Below are 23,066 nucleotides of genomic sequence, written 5' to 3' on the forward strand. Positions count from 1 at the left end.
CCGTCATCAATATCTCGTCCATCGTCGCCATTGCGCCGGAAGCGCTCAATGGCGTTTATGGCGGCAGCAAGGCGTTCGTGCTGGCATTCAGCCAGTCTCTGCATTACGAGCTCGCTAACAAAGGAATTCAGATCCAGGCCGTTCTGCCGGGCGCGACGGCTACCGATTTCTGGCAGACAGGCGGCCTGCCGCTCGAAAACCTGGACAAGTCGATCGTGATGTCCGCTGAAAACATGGTCGATGCCGCGCTGGTTGGGTTTGATCGGGGCGAGCTTGTGACGGTCCCTTCTCTACATGACGTTGCTAAATGGGTCGAATACGAAAGCGCGCGGCGCGCGATGTCTTCCCTGCTGTCGACCAACGTTCCAGCACCACGCTACACAGCCACGCATTGACATCCACATCAGATACATAGTCATCTCAAAGGAGATGTGAGCATGAAACTCTCTGGCAACACGATATTCATTACAGGCGGCACTTCGGGCATCGGCCGTTCGCTTGCAGAAGCTTTTCACAAGCGCGGCAACAAGGTCATCATCGCGGGGCGCCGCAAGGCCTTGCTGGACGAAGTCGCAAAAGCGAATCCGGGCATCGACACGATCGAACTCGACATCGCCGATGGCGCACAGATCCAGCAGGTCGCGCGGCAGCTGATCGCGAAGTACCCGACGCTCAACGTCGTCATCAACAACGCCGGTATCATGCCGTTCGACGATGCGGGCGGCGTCCTCGACGACGCGCAAGCCGTCCACCTGATCAACACGAACCTGCTCGGGCCTGTACGGCTAAGCGCGGCACTCGTCGAGCATCTGAAGCAGCATCCCGAGTCGTACATCATCAACAACAGTTCGGTGCTTGCCTACGTGCCGCTCGCCACCACTGCGCTCTATTCTGCGACGAAGGCCGCGCTGCATTCGTACTCGATGTCGCAGCGTTTCATGCTGCGCGACACCAGCGTTCGCGTGCTCGAAATCACGCCGCCTTGGGTCGATACCGATCTCGTCCACAAGAGCGGCGACCCGCGCGCGATGCCGCTCGACGCGTTCATCGCAGAGACGATGGACAAGCTCGCCACGGCTACGACTGAAGTGGTCGTCAGCGTCGCGCAGCCGCTGCGCGACAACGCGGGCCCCAACGAGCACGCGTTTGTCGACCAGTTCAACCTCTCACTGCGCGACAACCCAATCCCCGTCGCCTGAGGCTCGGGCCGCCCTTCCGGTCCAGTTTGCGCAGAAACGGGGCGATTTCAAAACGTTCGGTTTAGCGGGGATGATCGTCGGCGTGATGGAGAACGCCATTTCGGATCCGCGGACCGACGTCACGAAAGCGGCCAGCTACACGCTGCTCGCGAACGGCTGATCGCCCATGCCACGCACACTGCGTCAAAAGCTCTGCTTGCTGATCTTCGTCGTGGGCGCGCTTCGCCTCGCGGCGGATATCGTCCGGTATGCGCCCGGTGTCGGATCGCCGTGCACCCGAACTCTGAAACCACTCGAATGAACACGCCATTTTCCGCGCCAACCCGACGCGCGCTTCGCACTCTCAGCCTCGCGTACTTCGTTCAGGCGACGGGCGCGCTGTCCGTCGTAGGCAGTCTCGATGCGATTTCGCGTCAATGGGGGCTCGCCGACTCACAAAGTGCCTACCTGATTTCCGTATTCGGCGTGACGTTCGCTTTTGCTGCGCCATTGCTGCAAGTCGGCTTCGGACACTTACGACGGCGCCGCCAGGTATTGCTTGGATTGGGGCTCTTCAGCGCGGCGGCGCTCCTGTTTGCCGCGGCGCCGAACTATCCTGTGCTGCTGGTTTCACGCGTGCTGATGGGGCTTGGCGCGGGTTTCATCGGCCCCGTACTCGGCGCACTCGGATCGAGCCTCGCCGATCGTGAGCATCAGGGCAGCGCAATCGCCGTCGTGCTGCTCGGACTGAGCATCGCGGGCCTTGTCGGCATGCCGCTTTCGGCGTGGATAGCGCATGCGTGTGGGGCGCGAGTTCTGTTTCTGGCCGTGGCAGTGACAGGCGCCGCGACGGCGGCGCTCATCGCATGGGCGGTGCCCGACTCCAGCGAAGGCGAACATGTCAAGCTCTCGACGGTCACCGCGCTTTTGACGCGCACCGACACGCTCAGCGCGTTCCTCGTCGTGTTCTTTATTGCGGCGGGCGTTTACTCGACCTATTCGTTCATCGCGCCCATTATCCGCGACGTCTTTCATGCGGGGCCTGGAACGGTGTCGACATCGCTTGTCGTGCTGGGCGTTGCGGGCGTCGCGGGTAATCTGTTCGTAACGCGCGCGGCACGACGCTATAGTGCGGAAACCATGTTGCTCGCCGGCCTCGCGCTGCTTTCGGCGGACCTCGTCTTTCTATGGCTCGCATCGCCGAGCGTGGGGTGGCTGTTTGTCGCGCTGACCGCGTGGGCGTTCGCGACCGACCTGCTGTGGCCTTCGCAGCAACGACGCATCGTCGAACTCGTGCCGCAATTGCGCGGCGTAGCGCTGGCGCTGACCGCGTCGTTTGTGTTCTGTGGGATTGGTCTTGGTTCAGCCGTCGCGGGCTGGATCTATCCGGCACTCGGATTTGCCGGTGTGATTGGCAGTTCGCTGCTCTTTCTCGCGCTGGCAACTGCCAGCCTCAAAATCTCACGAGCGTCGGGCGCACAGGAGCGCCCGTTCGACAATATCGTCGTCGATCGACGTCGTGCCCGGCATGGTAGAAAAGGGGCACGACTCTGATTTCGCGACGTCGGTGCCGCGCGCTGGTCATGCATCACAGGCGATCCGGTGGACAGTCGCAGCATGGAGATGCTGGCACTCGCTCCAAAGTCGAACAGAATTCAAACGGCGCCGGAATACCTCCGTGTAAATCTGTCTAAGCCACTGCACGTAGACGATCTGGCAAAGGCTGTGCACCTAAGTATCCGACAATTCGGACGCATTTTTCTTTCCGAGACGGGCGAATTTCCGGCCAAAGCACTCGAGCGACTCCGTCTCGAAGCGGCCAGAGACATGATCGAACGTCGCCGTTATTCGCTTGAAACTATCGCGAGCGAAGTCGGAATTCGTGACGGACGCGATATCCGGGAAGTTTTTGTTCGGGCGTTTGGAACGGCCCCGCAATCGTTGAGAAGGGAGGCGCGCAGTCTTCCGGCTGATGAGAATCTGGTCAACGGTTAGCAGGCGCGGCTCTCCGTTGCTGATCGACTCGGACCTTTTCACCCCAATTCACAATGACTGCTCCCGTGCGTCAAGCGGACACAGGAGTGGCACATTGCTTTGCTGCCCCAATGACCGGAAGTGGCCGCATACGGTCCGACGGTGAGCCGACCACAGATGCTGCCGTCGCCCCGACTACATCAGACAGAAGTCGACCCGCAGCGGTCCTCAAACACCTCTTGGAGACAACGTCTGGTCCCGAAGCAATTCGGTCATTGGCCTGCGCAGCCTTTACTGCGGCAAGGCAGGCGGTAGATACAATTTGTCGCTATGGAGCATTCGCGATAAGGTTTGTCTCGGACAGTATGTTATTCGTGTCGAATGTCAGGTCCAGCTCATAGTGTTTCCCAATTTCGACGGCACCAGCGCCATTTGGTGCCGGAACCGGGGCCGCATAGAGTAGTAGCGCCTTAACCTTGTCCCACTTATAGACCAGTACATTCAGCTTCGGAAATGACTGCTCCGGTTCTCCGAGGACCAACAAAACGTCTTCCATGGTTGTAACCCCAACAACAAGCTTTGCTTGGGTTTGCTCCGAAATATTTTTACGCGAACCGACGTAATAGTAGTCCACAGGAAAAATGATACAGCCCGCGCACAGCGGAACAGTTATCAGGGAAATCAATATGAGACGACCGGCAAACGAGGACATATCTTGACCAAAGTTATCACTTTCACAATTACCTAACGCGTACAAGAGAGTGTTTCACCAAGATATCCTTCTCGTCGAATACAAGAACCAGGCTGTATAGCGTGACACCTGGTTCGGCGCTCCAGTTGTATTCGGTGCCTGCTGCATGCGGATGCAATAAAAGATAGCCGCCATCTTTCGGGCTTCCGATCCGATAGGTCAGGATTCTGTCACGATCAAACGTGCCTGATGGTTCACCAAGCTTGAACAGAGCGGTCTTCCGCGTCGTCGCGCCGTCTCCCAGGAAGTCAAGCAGGGTCTTGTCGCCCGGCACTGTAGTACACGCCAATATCGCAAATGAGAGCGCGGCTACGAGACTTGATATGAGATGGCGCATTCTTCCTCCCGTAAGCATGTGCAATAGCCAGCAATAGCCAACGGTACCAACAGGCGCAAATCAATCGCTCGGCTTCACCGTTTGGGGACGCACAGCCTATCCGATGCATCAGTGACTCAGATGAAGACTATGAGTGGCCGCTTCGGGTACGTCTGACATTGATCAAGTTATCTTCTGTTTCCTAAGCCAGTCGAGATCACAGATTCCGAAACCGAATGGAATGCGTACTGCATTGCAGATGGAACGGTGCAGGCCTTATTGCATGACCTCGACCAACGCGCGCCTGACCAATCGTCCCGTCGAACTCGCTGGGGGAAATATTCAATCGACACCGATCGGACTGCTTTGCAAGCGTCCTGTTACATCTTGATAGGGATCAAGAGCGGAGGCTCGATCCCATCTAGACTGAAGATACTTGTTGCAGACCGGGGAATGCGGCAAGGAAGTGAAAAACAACCTGGAGAGCAACATGAAGGCAAAGAGCACCATCGTATACGCAGTAGCTGCTGTATTCCTGAGCGCATGTGGGGGCGGCGGCGGCTCATCACCAACTGTCGTGAACGCTGATCCGCAAGGCTTTTGGCAAGGTAATTCGAGCGACGGTCACGCCGTCGCGACATTGGTGTTAGAGACGGGACAATATTTCGCCGTGTACTCGGCGAATAACGTAGTGGATGGCATGATCGAAGGAACGCTCATGGTCAACGGAAACAGCATCTCGGACAAGTCGGCCGTCGATTTTGTAGTTGGGACCGGGGTTTTCCCCGGATCACTCACAGGGACCGTGGCGACGAAGCAATCCCTGTCTGCCACCGTAAGTGAATCAGGTAGGTCCATCAACTTCAGCGGGACTTACAACGCAACCTACGACGCGACGCCCACAATTTCAGAGGCAGTAGGCACCTGGACTGGAACTGCCGCTGGTAACCCCGAGACGACAACCCTCACCATTGCTGCCGACGGCACTTTCAATGGTGCTACGGGGACGTGTGCCTTTAGTGGGTCCGCGAAACCGCGAGCAAGCGGAAAGAATGTGTTCGACGCCAACGTGACCTTCAACTCCGCGTCTTGCCCGGAGGGGGCGGGTACATCAATTGGATTTGAAGTCGTCATTTCAGGAACGCAGATGATCGCTGCGGGGGTCAATTCGGCGAGGAATGAGGGATTCATATTCCTCGGAACCAGGAGCTAACACAGCGGTTTCCCAACTAGGTCGCCGCAGGAAATCAACTGGCAGTTGTTGTTGCTATCAGAGCCACCCAGTGTAGATATGGCTCCTGGGACACCCCCCGGCGACTCCCGTCACGACGCCAGCATCGAAGGCGAGAATGGCGATAAGCGTCGGTTTGGACAACAAACTGCCTCTGCGCCTCCGCAACCGGCGATGATCATATTCTGAGGACAAAGTTGAATTCAAAGATTCTGCGGGCGTCGGGTATCACCGCCGTCGCCCTCCTTGTTGGGTGTGCTGCAACAACACAACCCACTATCGAGGCAGCACACGCCGGCGGTGAGAACTTGAGGACGCGCTTGAACGATGGGGTGGCTGAACCCACGGTGGACTCAAACGGACATCAAGTGCCCGCATCTGTGCGCGCTGGTGTGATCGATGCTTTTGAGCGTCAGGCGGACAAGGATGGATTGAAGATCGTCTCGACCGGCGTTCAGGTCAGGATTACGATTGAGGAATACAGCGCTCGATCCAGTGCCGCGAGGTTCTGGTTTGGGGCGCTGGCTGGCAGTGACCATATCAAAGCGATGGTCGATGTTGGCGACGCTAGCTTCGGGGTGGAAGACACGGCTCGTACGACGATCAACGGAATCGATGTTGTTGCCGAGGACGTCGGAATAGAAGCCGCGAATGGTGTAGCAATGCTTGCTGGGTTGTCGATCGCACATTGAGGGTGTCGAAGGGAACACAAGCGAAAGTGGCCGATGGCCCGACGATAGGGATGGCGAGTGGACGTCCGCTGCCTGCTCAGGATCGGCCATTTGAGCGTCTGCAGGCGCGCGCTAGCGAGTGGCAGGAGTTGGCCGCGTTGAGGCAGTGCCGCCAGCAATTCGCTCGCCGGAAACCGGCCATTGAGCGAGGGTAAACGAGACCTTGGCTGATCAAAACTGGAGTCGACCTCGACCGGCGGCTCTTGGCCGCGAATACTCATCCGACTGCAGCGAAAGCTGACTCATAGGTCGTCCCGACCTGCCGATGATGAATACGTCTACATCCGAAATCACATGAGGTGATGCGTCATCCTCGCCCGACAAATGGCATTTTCGTTGCCATCACGGTGTGAAAAAGCACATTCGCGTCGAGCGGCAAGTTCGCCATATACGCCACCGAACGACCCACTATTTCCGCGTCGATCAGCGGTTCCGCTGACAGTTCCCCATTGGCTTGCGGAACCCCGTGCGCCATAGGCCCTGCAAGGTCGCTGTGCGCGTTGCCCACGTCGATCTGGCCCACGGCGATGTCGTACGCACGGCCATCGAGCGCGGCGCAGCGCGTCAGGCCCGTCACGGCGTGCTTCGTGGCCGTGTAGGCGATCGAATTCGGTCGCGGCACCCAGGCTGACAGTGACCCGTTATTAATGACTCGGCCGCCACGCGGGGTTTGCGTCGACATGATCCTGAACGCCCTCTGCAAGCAGAAAAACATGCCGTTGAGGTTGACGTCGACGGTGCCGCGCCATTGTTCGGGCGTCCACGTTTCAAACGAACCGGGCGGATTGCCAATGCCCGCATTGTTGAACAGCAGATCGATCCGCCCGAAATGCGCAACGACGGCGTCAAACGATGAGGTAACGGCAAGCGGATCGGATACATCGCAAGACACCGCGAATGCGCGCTCTTCGAACGCGGCGTCATTGGCGATCTCCCGCAACGGCTCGATACGTCTGCCGAGCAGCGCAACCGCCCATCCGTTCCTCAGCAGTTCGAGCGCCGCCGCCTTGCCGATGCCCGACCCCGCGCCTGTCACGATAGCCACGCGCGGCAACTGAATCCCGTTTGCCTGAGTCATGGTCGCCCCGTCAGTGGTTGTCGCGCGATTCGCCGCGCAACTCGATGATCTTGAGATACATGGTCGCCGGTTCGAGACACGCGCCGTTGCCCTGCTGACCTACCATGCTTCGATACATGTCCTCCCAGGGGGTCTGATTGTGCAGCAACGGCGCAGACCACGCGGCCCGGCGCGCAGCAAGCTCGTCATCGGAGACCAGCAGGTCGACGCGTCGCCTCTTCAGATCGATGCGCAGCCGGTCGCCCGTTTTCAGCAGCGCCAGCCCGCCGCCTAACACCGCTTCCGGCGATACGTTCAGAATGGACGGACTGCCCGAAGTGCCGCTCTGGCGCCCATCGCCCATCGTCGGCAACGTGTCGATGCCGCGACGGATCAATGCTGCGGGCGGCTGCATGTTGACCACTTCGGCACCGCCCGGATAACCGACGGGTCCGCAGTTCCGCATGACGAGCATCGAGTTTTCGTCGATTGCAAGTGCGGGATCGTCGATCCGTGCGTGATAGTCCTCCGGGCCTTCGAAGACCACAGCCGTGACTTCGAATGCATCCGGATCGTCGGGATTCGACAGGAAGCGCCCTCTAAACCGTGCGTCGATGACGCTGACTTTCATCACAGCGTTGTCGAACAGGTTCCCGCCGAGCACGATATGGCCGCCTGCGGGCTTCAGCGGCGCATCGAATGCCCGGATCACTTCGCGGTCCGGCGCAGCGACCTGCGCCAGATTTTCCGCCAGCACACGCCCGGTGACGGTCATCTCGCCGCCGTGCAACCGGCCCGCAGCAAGCAATTCCCTCATCACGCCCGGCACACCACCGGCACGATGAAAGGCTTCGCCGAGGAAACGCCCCGCCGGCTGGCAATCGACAAGCAAAGGAATGTCGGCACCGACGCGCTGCCAGTCATCGAGCGAATGCGCCACGCCAATGTGTCGAGCGATCGCGATCATGTGGATTGGGCAATTCGACGAAGCGCCGATCGCGGCTGCGACGGCCACTGCGTTTTCGAAGGCCTTGCACGTCATGATGTCCGACGGCCTGAGGTTTTCGCCGATCATCTGCACGATCCGCTTGCCCGTCTCGTACGCAAACCAGCCGCGCTCGCGATACGGCGCAGGCACCGATGCGCAACCGGGCAACGACATGCCGAGTGCTTCGGCGAGCGAATTCATCGAAAGCGCCGTGCCCATCGAATTGCAGTGTCCCGCCGACGGTGCCGACGCCGCGACCTTTTCCATGAACGCCGCGTAATCGAGTTCGTCTCTCGCGAGTTCCTTGCGCGCCTCCCACACGACGGTGCCGGAGCCCGCCAGTTTCCCCTGATACCAGCCGTCGAGCATCGGACCACCCGACAGCACGATCGCCGGAATGTTGACGGTCGCAGCGGCCATCAGGCAAGCGGGCGTGGTCTTATCGCAACCTGTCGTGAGCACAACGCCGTCTAGCGGATAGCCGTGCAGTACTTCGACCAGCCCGAGATAGGCCAGATTGCGATCGAGTGCCGCTGTCGGCCGCTTGCCCGTTTCCTGGATCGGATGAACAGGAAACTCGAGCGGAATACCGCCCGCGTCGCGGATGCCGTCGCGCACGCGTTTTGCCAGCTCGATATGGTGTCGATTGCACGGCGCGAGATCGGAGCCTGTCTGCGCGATTCCGACGATCGGCTTACCCGACTGCAACTCTTCGCGCGTAATGCCGAAGTTCATGTAGCGCTCGAGATACAGCGCAGTCATGCCGGGATTCGATGGGTTGTCGAACCAACGGCGGCTGCGCAGCGGCCTCGGCGCGCGAGCTGACTGATCAGATGTCAACGCTTTCTCCTCAGGCTGCCTATCAGGCGCGAAGCAGCGCTTCATATCGGTCGATGAACGACGTCACCGCTTCTTCGAGACGTTGCAGATCGGCTTCGTCGTGTGCCAGTGTCAGCACGATGAAGCCGCGGCGCGCGACGTAACATCCATGTTCAGTCATGTGAAAGAAGAACAGGTCTTTGAGCGGCGTTTCGGCCTCGCTGAGATCGTCGACGGAATGGATCGGCTGAGTGCCCGCATGCAGATTCATCAGCGATCCGATGCCTGTGAACTGCATCGCGACATGGCGTTCGCGGCACAGCCCGTTGATTCGCGCCCGCAGCCGCTCGCCTTTTTCGTTGAGCGCAGCGGCAGCGCCTGGCGTATAGAGGCGAGAAAGGCCCGCGTATCCGGCTGCCATCGACAACACGTTGTTGTTGAACGTACCCGCGTGCGGCGTCGCGCCGGGCAAGCGCGGATCGAACTGCGCCATCACATCCTTGCGGCCGCCAAATGCGCCAAACGACATGCCGCCGCCAATGTACTTGCCGAACGTCGTGAGGTCGGGACGGATGCCGAGCAACGCCTGCCGTCCACCACCCGACAGGCGCGATGTCACGACTTCGTCGAAAATCAGCAACGCATCGTGTCGTTGCGTCAGCGCTCGCAATCCCTTCAGGAATTCAGGTTCGCCGACGATGCATCCACCTGCAACCTGCATCGGCTCCACGATAACGGCGGCGATCTCGTCCCCGTGCGTAGCGAAGACGGCTTCGACGGCGCTCAGATCGTTGTACGGCACGACGACGAAATCGTGCGGCACGTTCACCGCGCTATTGCCGCTACCGAAAGTCAGAACACCGCCGTGATAGCCGCCCTTAAGGGCAATGACTTTCTTGCGCCCCGTGAAGATGAGCGACGCCGCAATGGCCATCAGGTTCGACTCCGTACCTGAGTTTGTAAATCGCAGTGATTCGACGGAATCGAAACGCTCTTGCAACAGACGCGCAAGCGGCACTTCCAGCGTATTGTGGCCCGTCAGATTGAGACCGTTATCGAGTGCCTCGACAACGGCTGCGCGAATCACGGGGTGACTATGGCCATACATCGCCGTCGTGTACTCGGCGAGGAAGTCAGTATAGGCGTGACCGTCTACGTCCCACAAGCGCTTGCCCTCGCCGCGCGCGATCGTCAATGGGAACGGCGAATAAAACAGCACGGAACGGGTATTGCCGCCCGGCATGACGGATAAGGCTTCAAGATGCGCCGCTTCACTTTTGGGGTTCGACTTTGCGAACGCGCCCGAGGCGAGTGAAGCCGCGCGCCTGAGTTCCGCCATATCCGGCTGCGATGGCAATACGTTGGTTATCGACATATGCATTCCTGATTCATTCGGGATCTGTTGCTGAATATGGGTTCTGCGAGATCGGTCATTCGACGGGCACGATCGATCCGCCCGCGGACCGATATACCGTCATCGGTGCCTTGATCCATTCGCCGCGCTGATCGAAGCGTACTTGCCCGAACAGGGTGTTAAAGGTCGTCTGATGAAGCGTCTTGTCGAGTGCTTCTGGCGATAGCGATTGCGCCTTCGCAATTGCCTCGCCCATCATCAAGGTGGCGGCGTAGAAAGACGGTGCCTTCTGATCGGGATCGACACCATATGCTGCCTTGAAGCGGGCCTCGAAGCGTTTGCCATCGGGTAACGCTGCAAGCGGCACACCGCCTTGTGGACAGTACATCTTCTTGTCGAGCGCACCGTCGGCAAGCTTCGGAAATTCGCCGACGCACAGTCCATCGCCACCCATCAATACCGCGTTGATTCCAAGGTCGCGCATCTGTCTGGCCAGATAGGCGGCCTGCCCGTAATAACCGCCGTAGAAAATGGCTTGCGGTTTCTCCAGTTTCACCTTCGACAGCACCGCCTTGAAATCAACGGTGTGATCTGTAGCGTACTCGCGCGCAATAATTTCGATTCCCTGCTTCTTCGCCGTATTGGAAAACACATCCGCTACACCCGCGCCATATGCCGTGCGATCGTCTATCACCGCGACGCGCTTCAGATGCAGCGTATTCGCGGCAAAGTCAGCCATTTTTCCGCCAAGTACATTGTCGTCAGTGGTCAGACGGAATACGTACGGGTAGCCGGGAACCGTCAATGCGGGGTTCGATGCCGCGGGCGTGATCATGATCACCTTCGCATCGTTGTAGATCTTCGACGCGGGTATCGTCACGCCAGAATTCCAGTGCCCGATTACTGCGAGCACACCGTTGTCTACGAGTTTCTGCGCAACAGTCACTCCGGCCTTCGGATCGGATTGATCGTCCACGGAAATCAATTCAAACTTGAGCGGTTGGCCATTCAGCGTCATATGCTTTGCATTGAGATCATCGACAGCGAGTCTCGCGCCGCGCTCGTTGTCTTTGCCGCTCGCCGCCTGCGAACCCGTCAGTGGACCTGCGACACCAATCTTCACTACCGTGTCGGCATGAACCGCCGCGGATGCCAACGCAACGCTCAGGCCTGCCACAAGCATCTTCATTGCAGGAATACGCATGATCATGCTCCCGTCATTCGTTGATGAGATGTTCCAGCACGCTGCGCACAGGTTCGAGCGTCGCGAACTCATAATCCGGGCGCGCCTGGAAATCACCCAGTTTCTCGGCACCACGATTGATCCACGCCACCTTGATACCGAGCGGCTTGGCACCGTCGATATCGGCCCACGTGCCGATCGAACAATGGAAGATTTCGTCGGCTCGCATGTCGAGCGTGGCAAGCCCAGTTTTGAAGATCGTCTCCGATGGTTTGTACGCGCGGGCCATCTCCGCCGTCGTCACTTTCGGAAAGTACTCAACCAGACGACTTCGACGCCACAGGTCCGTGTCCATGTTGGTAATCGGCATGAGCACGAATCTGTCGCGTGCCCAGTCGAGGAACGCAACGGCGTCGTCAAAAGGCGGAGATGATTCAACCAGATGTGTCAGCAGCAACTCAGTCAACGCCGCCATTTCCTGCCCCCTAGTGCAGCCTTCATGTAGCGCCTCCAGACAATCCTTGAGCGCCTGTTGCGCGACATCGCGATAGCGCCGGTACGCGTTGCTTCTGTATCCCTGCACCGTGCGCCTGTCCCAGTCCGCATAGACATTGGCCGCTGTTTGCGTCGTGAGCGCAAGATGCTGCAATACGCCTTCAATACCGCGAATACCGCCCGTCGTCACATCGACGAGCGTGCCAAAGTAGTCGAACGTTAGTGCTTTGGGTTTCATAGCTCTCTTCCATCGTATAGTAGTGCTAACTTAACAAATATTGACCGGCTTCGAGACTGCCCTTCGACTTCGGCAGCCATGTCGACACGAGCGATGCAGAATCCCTTCTCTTCACGCGCGAGCCATGTCAAAACCATCGCAGATCATCAGCAACGCTCTCGAAGTGAATTTAATGTACGCCGTACAATTAAAATGTGCAAGCGAGCAAATTTGCGGGTTTTCCCCGACGTCTCGCGCGATCGCACCGTTTGCAGTAGAGTGACGCTCGTTCGAATTCAATGGCGAGAACTCACGTTGAGCAGAAAGGAAGAGTCAGCGGCGGCGGCTACCGCGCCCGAGAAGAAGCGACGTGGCCGGGCCCCGAAGGATCAGGGGCTATCGAGAGAACGTATCGTGGACGCTGCCCTCGCATTGATCGATGCCAAAGGCTACGCATCGTTCAGCCTGCGCGACGTTGCGAGAGAGCTGGGTGTCTATCCGACGGCTATCTACTGGCACGTGCCAAGCCGCGACGAGTTACTCGTCGAAGTGATCGCGGCGGCATTGGGTGACCTTGTTCCTCCAACACTGCCGGCCGCGCGCTGGCGCGACTGGTTGAAGGAACTGTTCAATCGTTATCGCGACGCCGTTGCGCGGCATCCAAACATCGCACCGTTACTGGGTTCGCAGATCATTTCGAATGCCAGTATGAATCCCGTGATGGTCGAAGCGGTTCTTCAGACCTTGCTTTCCGCGGGCTTCAGACCCGAAGATCTGATTCACGTGTACAACACGGTGATTACCGCGATGGTCGGCTTCGTGACGCTGGAATTCGCGGGCCACGGTGCCGACGAACGCGACGCATGGGAAGGCAGATTGCGCACGCGATTCGAAGAACTCGACCCCTCTGCCTTTCCCGTTCTGACGTCGAATGTCAAACGACTTTCGAATCAGGCATTCATCGTACGCTGGAAGGGCGGTACCAATTCGTCGCTGAAACAGAGCCACGAGCGGTACATCGATGTCGTACTGGATGGACTCCAGCGGCAACTGCCAGGTCCCGGAGGTTCATGAATAGCACACATGGATTGTTCGGCTGCGCGACATGGCACGAAATGGCTCAAAGAGGACTTCACACGTGCAACAGGGAAGTTTAAGGGCACGAAGTTCGGGTGCGTGACGGGATTCTTTGTCCTGGGGCGCATCGCGGCCGGCTAGCGGCTTATCGAATGCAGGGGCGAGCTGGCCAGCTGGCGGCGGGCGGCCGCGCGGCGGCGTGCCAATGTCGCACACACCTTCGTCGTCGGGCTCTCGGACGCACGGGTAATTGATGGCAGTCGCGATGGTAACAGTGCCCGCTTCCCGAATCACACGTGCTCACTGAACTGCGAAGCCATCGAACCGGGTGATCGTGTCTTCATCCATGCCTCACCGACATGGCGGCCGGCTGCGAGCTGTTCATCGACTATGCGCTGGAAATTGAGAGCGAACCCACCGATGAGATCAGGCAACTGTACGCACGCCGCTGGAACTCACCCGGGCGCCGGCGATCCATGCTCGGCGCCTCAGATGGTTGACGTCGATCAACCGAACGACTGTTGCCGGGGGCGCCGGACGCCCCTTCGCGACCCGTTGCTGCCGGTCGAGCATTTGGCGTTGCAAAGGCTGGTATCGGAGTGGAGCGGCCGCTTCGACTCCTCGCGGATAGAATTCCTCTACAGGTCGCGGGCGGCTAACATTATTTCCTGACAAGCGGACATGCACTTTCGGTCAATGGCCTGAATGCCTTCTCGCCCGGTATCACCGCCTTGACGGTGTAGTAATCCCATGGGTACTTCGACTCGGACGGCTTCTTGGCCTCCACGAGATACATGTCGTGCACCATCAGGCCATCCTCGCGAATTCTTCCGTTCCTGGCGAAGAAGTCGTTGATCGGCAGTTCTCGCATTTTCTTCATGACCGCGCCGGTTTCGTCGGTTCCGGCGGCCTTCACCGCCCTCAGGTAATGCAAGGTGGACGAGTAGTCCCCCGCATCGGTCTGCTCCGGCATACGATTTGCCGATTCAAAGAACCGTTTGCTCCACTTGCGCGTCTCGTCATCCCGATCCCAGTAGAACGCGGTGGAAAATTCGAGACCCTGCGCGGCTTGCAACCCGATGGCATGCACGTCGGCAAGAAAGACCAGCAAACCCGTCATCTGGGGGCCACCCGTACGCGTCAGCCCAAATTGCTGAGCCGCTTTCATCGCATTGACAAAATCACCGCCCGCATTGGCCAAGCCGATCACCTTGGCACGGGAGGACTGTGCCTGCATCAAGTAAGAGGAGAAATCGGATGTATGCAGCGGGGCCCATGCAGTCCCGAGCACGCTACCGCCCTCGGACTTGATCGCATTCGACGCATCGCCGACCAATGCCTTACCGAACGCGTAATCGGCCGCGACGAAGTACCAGGTCTTACCGCCCTGCCGCATCATCTCGCGTGCGGTCGTACGGCCTAGCGCGTACGTGTCATACACGTATTGAACGGAAATGGGCGTGCACTTCGAGTTGGTGATCTCTGAACTCGCCGGGCCTGTCGCGATGGCAATCCGGTTTCGTTGACGCGCCAGGTCGATAACGGCAAAGGCGACACTCGAGTTCGTCAGATCAGTCACCATGTCAACGTTGTCACGATCGAACCATTCGCGCGCTTTGCTTGCTGCGATATCGGCTTTGCTCTGATGGTCCGCATAGACGACTTCGATCTTGATGTCAGGGTTCTCTTTCATGAAGTCGTCCGCCGCCATTTTGACGGCTTGCACGGCGCCGCGTCCCCCTAGCGTCGAATAGATACTCGACATGTCGGTCAGGACCCCGATCTTGACCACACCATCCGACAGCTTTGCCTGCGCAGCAGTTGCCGGTGCGCTCAAGAGCGCCGCTGATGCCGTACATGTCGCCAGCAGTACTGCTTTCCCTTTTTTCCACATCGTCTCTCTCCTGTCATTATGTGTCTCGATCACCGCGGGGCGTTGCGCCGTGGCGCCGCACCTAGATGTCACGCTTTCTAATTGCAGGCATCCGCTCACGACGCTCAAGCGTGGCCGGTACACAACCGTTGCGCCGCTCGACGCTCAGCATCGATCTGGCGCCGGCGGGGTGCGCCCGTTACGATGGTATCAGTGGCTCGCCAGCCGCCCCATCGCCTCGCGCATGTCGTGCTCGAACCGCAGCACGATATCAGCAAGCGGTTCTATTCTGTCGATGAAGGCAAGCGATTGTCCCGCAGAGAGCAGTCCCTTCGACCAGTCGCCCGTCACGTAAGCGTCGCGGCCGATCTTGCCCGCGACCATCGGCATCAGGTCGGCAATGGTAATGTCCGGGTTCTGCGCCTCGAGCGCCTTCACCGCAGCCGTCGTCTCGTTGCGCAGCGTCCGCACGGTGTTACGCACCGACTGCATGCATAGATCCGTATCGGTCGGTCCGGCTTCCACCAGCCGGCGCTTGTATTCGTCGTGTGCCCAGATTTCCTCGGCCACGGCGAAGCGCGTGCCGACCACCACGCCCGATGCGCCCATCGCGAGCGCCGCCGCAAGCTGCGAGCCGCGACCGATGCCGCCGCCGATCAGATAGGGAATGTCGAGTTGGCTCTCGGCCCATGCGGCGTTCACGAACGAGCCCACCATGTCGAGTCCGGGATGACCGCCGCACTCCGCGCCGACGATCGCGACGGCATCGACGCCCACGGCAGCCGCCTTGACCGCGAACCGAACCGCAGGCACCTTGTGGAGCACTTTCACACCAGCTTCTTTGAGCAGCGGCATGAATTCCTCGGGATTGCGTCCCGAAGTTTCGACGCATGCCACGCCCTCTTCGACGATCAGCTCGAACACTTCGCGCGTTTTCTCGCCCGGCACGAGCTTCGGCAGCATCGACACGTTGACGCCGAACGGGCCGCCCTCGCACAGTTCGCGGCAGCGGCGGATCTCGGCGCGCAGCGCCTGCGGCTCCGGAAAGCTCGCCGCCGTGATGAAGCCGATGATCCCCGCACGCGAGGCGGCCGCGACATAGTCGGCATCGGCGAGCCACATCAGGCCACCCGCGACGATGGGCAGCCGCGTGCCGAACAGTTCAGTCACGGCGTTGGAAAAAGCAGTCTGGCTCATTGAATAGTCCTTGTGCAATAACACGCGATCCAGCGTCATACGACGCCCTCTGCCTTGAGTTGCGAAAGCCGTTCGGCGGACAGCCCGAGCAGCGACTGGAGCACTTCGCTCGTGCCTTCGCCGAGTCGCGGCGGGGCGCTGCGCACGGGAAGCCGCGCGCCGTCGAAGCGATACGGTGGCGCAAGCAGGTGCGTGCTGCCCGCCTCGGGATGCTGGAAGGTCGTCAACAATCCGCCTTGCGACGCGCGCGTCGAGGTGAGCGCCTGATGCAGGCCGAGCACTTCGCCGCACGGAATCCCCGCGCGCGTCAGACGTTCGAGAAGCAGCGCGCGCGGTCTGCTGGCAATCTCGCGCTTGAGTTCAGGCACGAGCGTTTCGCGATTCGCCGCCCGCACGAGGTTCGTGCGATAGCGGTCGTCGTCGAACAGATCTGCCCGTTCGATCACATCGCGGCAAAAGCGCTCGTACTGGCCGTTGTTGCCGACCGCGATGACGAGCGGGCCGTCCAGCGCATCGAACACGCCGTACGGCACGATAGAAGGATGCGAATTGCCGTAGCGCGGCGGGTCTTCGCCCATCAGCATCGACTCCAGCCCGTAGTACGACGTGATCATCAGGCCGCAATCGAACAGCGCCATTTCGACATGACGCCCCTTGCCCGTCCTTTGACGCTCGAACAGCGCGGCGAGCACGGCCTGCGCCGAGTACATCCCCGTGAACAGATCGACCGCCGCCACGCCGAACTTCAGCGGCGGCTGATCGGCGTTGCCGTTGAGCGCCATCAGCCCCGCTTCGCCCTGCAGCACCACGTCGTAGCCGGGACGCGCCGCCTCGGGCCCGCGCCGGTCGTAGCCGGAGATCGAACAGTAGATCAGGTCCTCGCGCCCTTCCTTGAGCTGCTCGTAACCGAGACCGAGCTTCTCCGCGCCGCCGAACTTGAAGTTCTGGATCACGACGTCGCACTGCCGCGCGAGGTCTCTCGCGATCTGCTGACCTTCTTCCGTTTGCAGATCGAGACACACCGAACGCTTGTTGCGGTTCACGCTATTGAAATAGGCCGTTTCGGTCGTGCCGACGCGTATGCCCCAGTCGCGCGTGTCGTCGCCGCGCTTCGGATGCTCGACCTTGATGACTTCCGCACCAAGGTCGCCGAGCACCATCGCGCACCACGGTCCCGCCAGCACGCGGGATAAATCGAGAATGCGAACGCCGGCAAGCGGCAGTGAAGAGTTCAGGTTCGACATGACAGATCCGCAATGACAGAGGAGAACACGCGCGCCGCGTCTAGTGAGAACTGACTTGGGACGCGCGGCGCAACGCGGAGAAATCAGCGGCGCGTTTGTCGAAGAAGGCGTTGATGCCTTCGGCGGATTCATCGTCACCGAGCGATTGCGCCATGTAGTCGGCTTCGAGGTCGAGTTGCGCGTCGACCGTGTTTCCGCCTGCCTGGCGGCACAGACTCTTGATGCGTGCGATCGCGCGCTCGGGCCCCGTCGCGAGCGATTGCGCGAGCGCCAAGGCTTCCGACAGTGCGCTGCCCGGCTCGGCAAGCCGGTTCGCGACGCCTAGCGCATGCATGCGTTCGCCCGTGACAGGCCGCCCCGTCAGACACAACTCGGTCATCAGCTGACGCGAGAGCACACCGGACAGGAATGCCGTCGCGCCGCCATCCGGCGACAAGCCGACCTTCACGTAGGCCACGGAGAACGACGCGTTGCGGGCGGTCACCAGCATGTCGCACGCGAGCGCAATCGACAGCCCTGCGCCCGCCGCCGCGCCTTCGACTGCCGCGATCACCGGCTTGCCGCAGTCGCGCAGCGAGCGAATCATGTCGTGCAGATTCTCGATGCCCGCGCGCCGCTCGAGCGGCGTCGCCACGCGCCGTTGCGCGAGCCGTTTCAGGTCGCCGCCCGCGCAGAACGCGCCGCCTACGCCCGTCAGCACGATCGCGCCGACTTCCCGATCGTTTTGCGCCGCTTCGATGGCTGCCGGAAGCGCCGTGTAGACCTCGGTCGTGAGCGCATTGCGCGCAGCCGGATTGTTGAAAGACAGCACCTGCGCCGCGCCTTCGCGGCGCGAAAGAATGGGTTCGTTCACAGTCTTAGCTCCTGCCCAGAGTGATATAGCGTTCGAGATGGTGATCTTCGTCGCCGAGTTGATGGTCGATCATCACGAGGCGCTTCGCGTAATGCGCGAGCGGTAATTCCCACGTCATGCCGATGCCGCCGTGCAGCTGGATGCACGCCTGCGCGACTTGCGCGCCCACGCGCCCGATCGTGTGCTTCGCCGCCGACAGCGCGCGTTCGCGTTCGATGCGGCCCGCGCCGAATGCGGCAGCCGCGTTGATGACAGCCGAGCGCGCCTGCTCGATCTCCAGCAGCAGATCGGCCATCCGATGCTGCAATGCCTGGAAGCTGCCGATCGCCACACCGAACTGCTTGCGCGTGCGCAGGTACTCGAGCGTGTGCTCCTTCGCCACTTCCATCGCGCCCAGCGCCTCCGCGCACAACGCGAGCACGCCCGCTCCGATGCAGTGTTCAACGATGCCAACGGCACGAAGTCCATTGGCACGACCGTTGCTATACCTCTCACAATGTTGGCCGCGACAGGTTAGACTGCGCCCACTTCATCGATTAGAAAAAGCAGGAGCGCGACCATGGGGTCGTCAGAATTATTGCGGGTGGTCGTGCTGGCGGGATCGGCAGGCAGCCTGAACGAGCTACGCACGATTGTCACCGCGCTACCACAAGAACCGGGCTTTGCCGCACTCGTGATCACACATCTTGATCCGGGCGAGGAAAGCCACCTTGCTGACATTCTGCAGGCGGATTCTCGTGTGGCCGTCGAGAGACTGGTTCACCAGCGCAAGATCGAGCACAACCGGGTCTACGTGCTACCCGAGAACGCTGGCGTGATCGCGCTGGACGGTCACTTCCGGCTAACCCGCCGTCAGGCCGGCCCCAATCTGCTGATCGACGCCTGCCTGGCTTCGCTCGCGCAGGATCCGGATGTAAACGGCGCGGTGGTCATCCTCTCTGGGACCGGTCACGATGGATCGGGCGGTCTGGTGGACCTGAAGGCCTCTGGTGGCTTTGTCATCGCGCAAAAGCCGGAGACGGCCAGCCACCCGGGCATGCCAACAGCGGCGATCGATACCGGTCTGGTTGACGAAGTACTGCCGCCGGAAGATATCGCCGGCTGTCTTGTCCGGCGCTTGGGCGATGCGGTCCGCAGGGACGAGGTAGCTGATGCGCAGACGGGCGACGCCGACGCGCTCGGTGTTGCGCTGTCAATTGTGCAGCAGAAAACCGGCATCAACCTCGGCTATGTCAAGGACGTGAACCTGCGCCGGCGCTTCCTGCGCCGCGTACTGCTGCAAAAGGACAGGGATGTCGACGCCTACCTGCAACTGCTGCGTGGCGATGCCCGCGAGGCCGCGGCGCTTCGTGACGACATCCTGATCGGCGTGACCGCTTTCTTTCGCGATGCCGAGTTCGTCAACGTGCTGCGCCAGTCGGTGATTCCGGCGCTGCTGGAGACGAACGACGACCCGATCCGTGTCTGGGTGCCGGCCTGCTCAACAGGCGAAGAGGTGTACACCATCGCCACGCTGCTAAAGGACGCGCTCGATCGCGCAGCGCTGCACCGGCGGGTGCAGATCTTCGGCACCGATATCAACGAGGCGTCGATCGAGGTCGCCCGCGCAGGCCGGTACAGTTCAGGCTCGGTCGACGACGTGCCTGAGGCTTTCCGGGAGAGCACTTTCGCCGCGACTTCCGGTGGCTACGTTGTGCGCAAGTCGATCCGCGACATGTGTGTGTTTGCGCGGCACAACGTACTGGCCCACGCGCCCTTCTCTGGCATGGGCCTGATCAGCTGCCGAAACCTCCTGATCTACCTGCGCAAGGAGGCGCAGCAGCATGCGCTGGAGGCGCTGCACTACGCCTGCCGCCCCGACGGCTTCGTGCTGCTCGGCCGCGCCGAGGCGGCAGCAGGGGCGGACGGCTTCGAGCACGCGGGCGCGCCACATCTCTACCGCAAGATTCCGGTGGCCAGACGGCAGCAGGCGCTATTCCCGATTGATGCATTGCGACCATGGTCCAGCGAAGGCGGCGCACCACCCGCCCGACGCGCTCAGCCAGTGGACCCGGTTATCGAAGCAGCCACCCGCACGGCGTTGGAGCGCTATGCGCCGCCCGGCTTCGTCGTCGACGAGCGGGGCGACGTGGTGCAGTTCCGCGGCGATGTTTCGGAGTTCGTGGCGCCGGCCAGCGGCGAAGCCTCGCTAGCCCTGCCGCGCCTGCTGAATCCTGAGCTGAACGTGCCGGTGCGTACTGCGCTGATTGAAGCCAGGCGGACGGGCCAGCCAGTGCGGCGTGAACGCGTGCCGCTCGGCGACAGGCGATATGCACTCGAAGTGCTGCCAGTGGGCGCCGAAGACCTGGTGCCACATTTTCTGGTGACGCTACATCCGTTGCCCCTGGAAACGTCCGCCGAGCCCACCATGAATCCCGACCTGCATTCGGGACACGGTCGTCTTCAGGAACTGGAGCGCACAGTGACGACGCTGTCTGACGAACTTGAGGCGACGCAGAAACAGTTGAAAGCTGTAGTTGCTGAGTTCGAATCCGCGAATGAGGAGTTGCGGACCGCGAATGAGGAGATGCTCAGTACCAACGAGGAACTGCAAAGCGCCAACGAGGAGCTGCTACTGGCCAAGCAGGAACTGGAGTCCGCAAACCAGGAACTGGGCTCGCTCAATGATGAGCTCAGGACGCGGAACCAGCAACTCGACCGCGCTAACGACGACCTGAGTAACCTGGTCGAAGGCATTCCGCTGCCGGTGGTGCTGCTCGACAAACAGTTGCGGTTGCGTCATTTCTCGCCGCAGGCCCAGCAGCTGTTCGGCTTCCCGCCCGATAGCGTCGGGCAGCCGATGGCGCAGCTAAGCCAGATGTTTTCAACCGGTGACCTGGAGCACATGGTACTGTCCGCCGTACAGGGGTTGGCGGAAGTCGAGCACGAATACCAGGACGTCGAAGGCCATTGGTGGCTGGTCAACGTGCGCGCCTACCGGACGACCGACGACCGGATTGACGGCGCTGTGCTCGCCGTGCAGGACATCGATGAGCTCAAGCGCGCCGTCGACAGCGCGCAGACCGCCCAGCGTGACGCTGAGACAGCCAACAATGCCAAGGACAATTTCCTCGGCATCGTCTCGCACGAACTGCGCGCACCGCTTAACGTGATCGCCAGCTGGGCGGCGGTTCTCAAGACCGCCAGCGAGCGCGGGCTGCAGACTGACGACAAGACGGCCCGGCGCGCGGTGGAGACGATCTTGCGTCAATGCCAGTCGCAGGCAGCGCTCATCGATGACCTGCTGGATGTTTCGCGCATTACCTCTGGCCGTTTCGCGCTTGACGCGCAGCCGGTTGACTTCGCCGCGACCGTGCGCACCGTTGTAGAAGGTCATCGGCCGGCGGCGACGACGAAGGAAATAACACTGGTCAGCTCCGGGCTGCACGACGAAGCCGTCGTTAGCGGCGACGCGCGTCGCCTTCAGCAGGTGGTGTCCAACCTGATTGGCAACGCCTTGAAGTTCACTCCGAATAGCGGTCGTGTCGAAGTCGCACTTACGCGGCTGGGCGCGCTGATCGAACTGTCGGTCGCCGACACCGGCATCGGCGTGAACCCCGATCTCCTGCCGCATCTGTTCGACCGCTTCATGCAGTCCGACATGAGCCGCACGCGCCAGTACGGTGGACTGGGATTGGGGCTATCGATCGTCAAGCACCTGGTCGCGGCACACGGGGGTACGGTGGCGGCGAGCAGCGAAGGCGAAGGCCGTGGCACGCGGCTCACCGTACGACTGCCTTTGGTGCAATGCGCAGCAATGACAGTGGCGGACCCTGTAGGACCTGTTTCGAACTGGTCGGCCACACTGGATGGCCTGTCGATACTGCTCGTTGACGACGACGAGCAGGCGCTGGAAGCATTGGCTCATCTTCTGCGCAGCCAGGGAGCACAGGTACAGACGGCATCCCGGACGAACGAGGCAATCGCCTGTCTCGCGGCCGGCTCATTCGATATCCTGGTGAGCGATCTGGCTATGCCCGGCACCGACGGCTACGCGCTACTGCGCAGCGTTCGTGAACGCGAAGGCGGCCGTCGGCGGGTCTATGCACTTGCACTCAGCGGTCTGGCGTCGCTGCAGGACCGGGACTCAGCAATTGCCGCCGGCTTCGACGATCACCTGCCCAAGCCGGTGGACACCGAGGTTCTGCTGGAGAAGCTTGTGCTCGGCCGTGGCCGATGAGCACTCGGGAAAGGCGACGCCGCCCGGCGGCAGGATTCGATCATAAGGTCCGAAGGTCCCCAGCACGGTGCGGTGCGACCGTTCGAATAACTGCACGACGAATGCGACGAACAGCAGGAAGTGGCCGAACCCGCGCCGACGGCGAACGCGTTAAACCGACCCCTTACGCTCCTTCGGCGACGTTCTTTGGACGCCTCTACCCGGTCCGAAAGGCCACCCCGACTCGCTGGCGCCGAAGCGGAGAGCGCGCAAATACGGTGATCAGAGGTATCCGTGGTGACCAAAGTTGGCTCTCTCGCGATTCGGTAT

Annotated in this window: 19 protein-coding genes and 2 pseudogenes; 9 read left to right on the top strand and 12 right to left on the bottom strand. The window is 60.8% G+C overall.

Annotated features, from left to right (window positions below):
• From KFO72_RS35310 to KFO72_RS35325, 4 genes are all read left to right on the top strand, one after another.
• Nucleotides 1–395 (top strand): SDR family NAD(P)-dependent oxidoreductase (locus KFO72_RS35310; protein WP_225034033.1); only part of this gene is annotated, 395 nt, incomplete at its 5' end.
• Nucleotides 396–437: 42 nt separating this feature from the next.
• Nucleotides 438–1,199, top strand: a complete 762-nt coding sequence (locus KFO72_RS35315; protein WP_054930667.1) for an SDR family oxidoreductase — start codon at nucleotides 438–440, stop codon at nucleotides 1,197–1,199.
• Nucleotides 1,200–1,496: 297 nt separating this feature from the next.
• A complete protein-coding gene (locus KFO72_RS35320) occupies nucleotides 1,497–2,732 on the top strand; it encodes an MFS transporter (RefSeq protein WP_060605849.1) in 1,236 nt (411 codons plus the stop codon).
• Nucleotides 2,733–2,795: 63 nt separating this feature from the next.
• Nucleotides 2,796–3,173: a helix-turn-helix domain-containing protein gene (locus KFO72_RS35325; protein ID WP_412101817.1), complete on the top strand. Its 378-nt coding sequence runs from the start codon at nucleotides 2,796–2,798 to the stop codon at nucleotides 3,171–3,173.
• 307 nt (nucleotides 3,174–3,480) lie between these two features.
• Here the strand turns inward: KFO72_RS35325 and KFO72_RS35330 are convergent, their stop codons facing one another.
• Nucleotides 3,481–3,864 (bottom strand): hypothetical protein, encoded by a 384-nt coding sequence (locus KFO72_RS35330; protein WP_060605843.1) that lies wholly within the window; start codon nucleotides 3,862–3,864, stop codon nucleotides 3,481–3,483.
• 28 nt (nucleotides 3,865–3,892) lie between these two features.
• Nucleotides 3,893–4,240 (bottom strand): hypothetical protein, encoded by a 348-nt coding sequence (locus tag KFO72_RS35335; protein WP_225034034.1) that lies wholly within the window; start codon nucleotides 4,238–4,240, stop codon nucleotides 3,893–3,895.
• 469 nt (nucleotides 4,241–4,709) lie between these two features.
• Here KFO72_RS35335 and KFO72_RS35340 point away from each other — a divergent pair, with 469 nt between their 5' ends.
• Nucleotides 4,710–5,432, top strand: coding sequence for a hypothetical protein (locus KFO72_RS35340; protein ID WP_225034035.1), 723 nt, complete (start codon nucleotides 4,710–4,712; stop codon nucleotides 5,430–5,432).
• A gap of 215 nt (nucleotides 5,433–5,647) precedes the next feature.
• Entirely contained in the window at nucleotides 5,648–6,142 is a 495-nt protein-coding gene (locus tag KFO72_RS35345) for a hypothetical protein (RefSeq protein WP_148654615.1), read from the top strand.
• A gap of 346 nt (nucleotides 6,143–6,488) precedes the next feature.
• On the opposite strand, the gene KFO72_RS35350 is transcribed toward KFO72_RS35345, so the two are convergent.
• From KFO72_RS35350 to KFO72_RS35370, 5 genes are read right to left on the bottom strand one after another with little or no spacing between them, the layout of a single operon-like run.
• Nucleotides 6,489–7,259, bottom strand: coding sequence for an SDR family oxidoreductase (locus KFO72_RS35350; protein ID WP_054930674.1), 771 nt, complete (start codon nucleotides 7,257–7,259; stop codon nucleotides 6,489–6,491).
• 10 nt (nucleotides 7,260–7,269) lie between these two features.
• Nucleotides 7,270–9,111 carry an IlvD/Edd family dehydratase gene (locus tag KFO72_RS35355; RefSeq protein ID WP_225034036.1) on the bottom strand — a complete coding sequence of 614 codons (1,842 nt, stop codon included), beginning with the start codon at nucleotides 9,109–9,111 and terminating at the stop codon, nucleotides 7,270–7,272.
• Nucleotides 9,089–10,420: an aspartate aminotransferase family protein gene (locus KFO72_RS35360; protein WP_060605834.1), complete on the bottom strand. Its 1,332-nt coding sequence runs from the start codon at nucleotides 10,418–10,420 to the stop codon at nucleotides 9,089–9,091. The genes KFO72_RS35355 and KFO72_RS35360 overlap by 23 nt, the downstream gene beginning before the upstream one ends.
• Before the next feature lie 55 nt (nucleotides 10,421–10,475).
• On the bottom strand, nucleotides 10,476–11,675 hold the full coding sequence (locus tag KFO72_RS35365) for a branched-chain amino acid ABC transporter substrate-binding protein (protein ID WP_225034038.1): 1,200 nt from the start codon (nucleotides 11,673–11,675) through the stop codon (nucleotides 10,476–10,478).
• Nucleotides 11,617–12,315, bottom strand: coding sequence for an HAD family hydrolase (locus KFO72_RS35370; protein WP_054930676.1), 699 nt, complete (start codon nucleotides 12,313–12,315; stop codon nucleotides 11,617–11,619). Before KFO72_RS35370 ends, KFO72_RS35365 begins: the two co-directional genes overlap by 59 nt.
• Nucleotides 12,316–12,408: 93 nt before the next feature.
• On the opposite strand from KFO72_RS35370, the gene KFO72_RS35375 reads away from it, so the two are divergent.
• A complete protein-coding gene (locus tag KFO72_RS35375; protein ID WP_224100706.1) occupies nucleotides 12,409–13,368 on the top strand; it encodes a TetR/AcrR family transcriptional regulator in 960 nt (319 codons plus the stop codon).
• Nucleotides 13,369–13,518: 150 nt separating this feature from the next.
• Nucleotides 13,519–13,871 (top strand): annotated as a pseudogene (locus KFO72_RS35380) (SET domain-containing protein-lysine N-methyltransferase).
• A gap of 161 nt (nucleotides 13,872–14,032) precedes the next feature.
• Here KFO72_RS35380 and KFO72_RS35385 read toward each other — a convergent pair.
• From KFO72_RS35385 to KFO72_RS35405, 5 genes and pseudogenes are all read right to left on the bottom strand, one after another.
• Nucleotides 14,033–15,265 (bottom strand): ABC transporter substrate-binding protein, encoded by a 1,233-nt coding sequence (locus tag KFO72_RS35385; protein ID WP_054930678.1) that lies wholly within the window; start codon nucleotides 15,263–15,265, stop codon nucleotides 14,033–14,035.
• A 189-nt stretch (nucleotides 15,266–15,454) separates the two neighbouring features.
• The gene (locus KFO72_RS35390; protein ID WP_054930702.1) at nucleotides 15,455–16,441 is read right to left on the bottom strand and encodes an NAD(P)H-dependent flavin oxidoreductase; all 987 of its coding nucleotides are present in this window, start codon (nucleotides 16,439–16,441) and stop codon (nucleotides 15,455–15,457) included.
• A 35-nt stretch (nucleotides 16,442–16,476) separates the two neighbouring features.
• A complete protein-coding gene (locus tag KFO72_RS35395) occupies nucleotides 16,477–17,685 on the bottom strand; it encodes a CaiB/BaiF CoA transferase family protein (protein ID WP_054930679.1) in 1,209 nt (402 codons plus the stop codon).
• A 40-nt stretch (nucleotides 17,686–17,725) separates the two neighbouring features.
• Nucleotides 17,726–18,538, bottom strand: coding sequence for an oxepin-CoA hydrolase, alternative type (locus KFO72_RS35400; RefSeq protein WP_054930680.1), 813 nt, complete (start codon nucleotides 18,536–18,538; stop codon nucleotides 17,726–17,728).
• A 4-nt stretch (nucleotides 18,539–18,542) separates the two neighbouring features.
• A pseudogene (locus KFO72_RS35405) lies at nucleotides 18,543–18,971 on the bottom strand (acyl-CoA dehydrogenase family protein); the annotation flags it as partial.
• 126 nt (nucleotides 18,972–19,097) lie between these two features.
• Between KFO72_RS35405 and KFO72_RS35410 the strand changes: the two are divergent.
• On the top strand, nucleotides 19,098–22,757 hold the full coding sequence (locus KFO72_RS35410; RefSeq protein ID WP_225034037.1) for a CheR family methyltransferase: 3,660 nt from the start codon (nucleotides 19,098–19,100) through the stop codon (nucleotides 22,755–22,757).
• Nucleotides 22,758–23,066: the final 309 nt, after the last annotated feature.

Source organism: Paraburkholderia sp. XV (genome assembly GCF_020177535.1).
GTDB classification, from domain to species: Bacteria; Pseudomonadota; Gammaproteobacteria; order Burkholderiales; family Burkholderiaceae; genus Paraburkholderia; species Paraburkholderia caribensis.

What these genes read in the sequence shown, in the direction of transcription:
- KFO72_RS35315 (WP_054930667.1), top strand. Translation starts at nt 438, where the DNA reads ATGAAACTCTCTGGCAACACGATATTCATTACAGGCGGCACTTCGGGC.
- KFO72_RS35320 (WP_060605849.1), top strand. Translation starts at nt 1,497, where the DNA reads ATGAACACGCCATTTTCCGCGCCAACCCGACGCGCGCTTCGCACTCTC.
- KFO72_RS35325 (WP_412101817.1), top strand. Translation starts at nt 2,796, where the DNA reads ATGGAGATGCTGGCACTCGCTCCAAAGTCGAACAGAATTCAAACGGCG.
- KFO72_RS35330 (WP_060605843.1), bottom strand. Translation starts at nt 3,864, where the DNA reads ATGTCCTCGTTTGCCGGTCGTCTCATATTGATTTCCCTGATAACTGTT.
- KFO72_RS35335 (WP_225034034.1), bottom strand. Translation starts at nt 4,240, where the DNA reads ATGCGCCATCTCATATCAAGTCTCGTAGCCGCGCTCTCATTTGCGATA.
- KFO72_RS35340 (WP_225034035.1), top strand. Translation starts at nt 4,710, where the DNA reads ATGAAGGCAAAGAGCACCATCGTATACGCAGTAGCTGCTGTATTCCTG.
- KFO72_RS35350 (WP_054930674.1), bottom strand. Translation starts at nt 7,259, where the DNA reads ATGACTCAGGCAAACGGGATTCAGTTGCCGCGCGTGGCTATCGTGACA.
- KFO72_RS35355 (WP_225034036.1), bottom strand. Translation starts at nt 9,111, where the DNA reads ATGAAGCGCTGCTTCGCGCCTGATAGGCAGCCTGAGGAGAAAGCGTTG.
- KFO72_RS35360 (WP_060605834.1), bottom strand. Translation starts at nt 10,420, where the DNA reads ATGTCGATAACCAACGTATTGCCATCGCAGCCGGATATGGCGGAACTC.
- KFO72_RS35365 (WP_225034038.1), bottom strand. Translation starts at nt 11,675, where the DNA reads ATGAGTTCGCGACGCTCGAACCTGTGCGCAGCGTGCTGGAACATCTCA.
- KFO72_RS35370 (WP_054930676.1), bottom strand. Translation starts at nt 12,315, where the DNA reads ATGAAACCCAAAGCACTAACGTTCGACTACTTTGGCACGCTCGTCGAT.
- KFO72_RS35375 (WP_224100706.1), top strand. Translation starts at nt 12,409, where the DNA reads ATGCAGAATCCCTTCTCTTCACGCGCGAGCCATGTCAAAACCATCGCA.
- KFO72_RS35385 (WP_054930678.1), bottom strand. Translation starts at nt 15,265, where the DNA reads ATGTGGAAAAAAGGGAAAGCAGTACTGCTGGCGACATGTACGGCATCA.
- KFO72_RS35390 (WP_054930702.1), bottom strand. Translation starts at nt 16,441, where the DNA reads ATGAGCCAGACTGCTTTTTCCAACGCCGTGACTGAACTGTTCGGCACG.
- KFO72_RS35395 (WP_054930679.1), bottom strand. Translation starts at nt 17,685, where the DNA reads ATGTCGAACCTGAACTCTTCACTGCCGCTTGCCGGCGTTCGCATTCTC.
- KFO72_RS35410 (WP_225034037.1), top strand. Translation starts at nt 19,098, where the DNA reads ATGGGGTCGTCAGAATTATTGCGGGTGGTCGTGCTGGCGGGATCGGCA.